Annotated in this window: 1 protein-coding gene; it reads right to left on the reverse strand. The window is 44.2% G+C overall.

Annotated features, from left to right (window positions below; genetic code table 11):
• The coding region (locus BUA56_RS22435) for a GLUG motif-containing protein (protein WP_278320886.1) at positions 1 to 2177 on the reverse strand (2177 nt) is incomplete at both ends.

The raw sequence follows: 2177 nt of genomic DNA on the forward strand, positions 1-2177 counted from the left end.
TGGAATTCTTCTGCAGTTTTAGAACTGGTATTCGTTACCGTATCCACTCCTCCTGCACTTCCACCCACAGCTTCTATGCCCTGGTTTACCTCCTCAGTTTCCAGAAAATAATTGTTGTCAAGTGTTCCTAATGTCAGGTATCCGAGGATCCCGGCATCGTAATCATTGCCGCTTAATGCAAGACTGAAGGTATCTCCTGCATTATAAGAGTCCGTTATAGATCCGTCTGCTGTAAGATATCCTGCAATGCCTCCCACATACTTCCCTGTTGCCGATACTTTTTTAAGATTATAACACCGGCTGATTGTATTATTGGTTTTTAAATATCCTGCAATTCCTCCAGTGTAAGTATTTCCGCCTACAATTCCCGTATTGTAACAGTCTGTTACTGTACATCCGTTATATAAAAAACCAGCTATTCCTCCCCCACATGCACCCGGGCAGATGATACCGCCGGAATTATAACAATTCTGGATAGTACCTGCTGCCATCTGACCTGCAAGTCCTCCTACAAACATATCGCCTGTTCCATCGGAAGGACCAGTAATGTCACCTTTGTTGTAGGATTCAGATATTTCAACCTTAGAAGCAAATCCAAGAAGACCACCTATATAGGTACTCCCCGTCAGACCGGTAATACCGCCTTCATTATAACAATCAGAAATGGACAGAATGGCATCATTATCGTAAAGAGTATCCTTATATGCCGCAATACCTCCTATGTATGTACTGCTTCCCTGAACCTCCCCGGTATTATAACACCCCTCAATCTGACAATTATCATAAATGAGTCCAACGATTCCGCCCACCGACATAGTGCCAGTTACTTTTCCCATGTTATAGCAATTTGTAATTTTAGTTCCATTGTAAACCTGAGCCGCAATACCGGCAACTTGTCTGTTTCCCCCGCTGATTTCACCAGTATTATAGCAGTTTATGACCTCACTGTTGGCCTGGGCAACGCAAATGATGCCTGCTGCCGGTTTTCCTGATGCCGAAACCGGACCTATATTATACGAATCAACAATTTTGACTGCCGAATTTCCCTTTCCAACAAGTCCTGATGCAGGTCCAATGGATGCATGAATTACACCTTCATTGTAGCAGTTTTCAATTACGGTATCCTCAGCTGCCGCTGCTAATCCTGCAGTAGCCCCGTTGGAGCTGCCAAGTGTCACCTGTACCTCTGCACTATTGCTGCAGTTCTTAATTATAGTATTCCTGGCATAACCCACTAACGCCCCTGCGGAGCTGAACTTTGACAGCACAGAGCCTGATACATGACAGTTTTCGATTAATGTATTCTTAGTGTCAGACACCAAGCCCGCTGTATAACTTTTCCCCACACTTGTGATATTTAGTTTAAGATCTTTAACTATTGCATTTTCCATCGTGCCAAACAAAGCAGCGCTGCCGCTTGTTGTTTCCATAGACACGTTCTTTATTTCATAATTATTTCCATCAAATACACCTTCGAAAGGCGTGTTTGAAGTAGGTGCGATTTTTTGCCACGTAATCCCTGTCAAATCAATATCATTCATTAATCTGGCATTAAGTGTTGTCTTTCCGCTGCCTATCTGTGTTCCAAAATCTATTAATTGCTGCGGAGTACTTATCTCAATAAAAGTATTTTCCGCCGGCGTGGATAAGGGATCACTGGGCTCACTGGACAGCATCAAACCGCTCCCCTTGACTCTGGTAATAATCTGGTACTCTGTCCCTTCTGTTAAGCCCTGGAACATGCCGCTGAATTCTTTTCCGCTCTGCCATGGGCCATAAGCATCATCCTCTTTTGCCTTAATCGCATATTCCTGTCCATCCACTACATGAATGGTAATACTTTTTCCCGTTTTTTCCGATACCACTGGAGCAGATGGCTTTTCGGCCTGTGTCAGCCGTATGATCTGAGGATCAGAATCCTCTGTTTTAATCTCATCCTTCAATTTTTTAACCTGAATGCCATATTCCGCAGTCACTGTGTCCTGACTTAAATCAACAGTATCTCCTGAAATAGCGTTCCAGCTCTTTCCTCCATCCACAGAATATACCATGGCGGCATCCACATTAGTCAGCAGCATAGAAGCCGCATCAAAAGAGGCATCTGGCACGGGCTGCTTGGGATCATCCGGGGACTGGTATACCGGAAGGTCTACTCTGGCAATTTTCCCGGTTAAGCC

The organism is Lactonifactor longoviformis DSM 17459 (genome assembly GCF_900129135.1).
GTDB classification, from domain to species: domain Bacteria; phylum Bacillota; class Clostridia; order Lachnospirales; family Lachnospiraceae; genus Lactonifactor; species Lactonifactor longoviformis.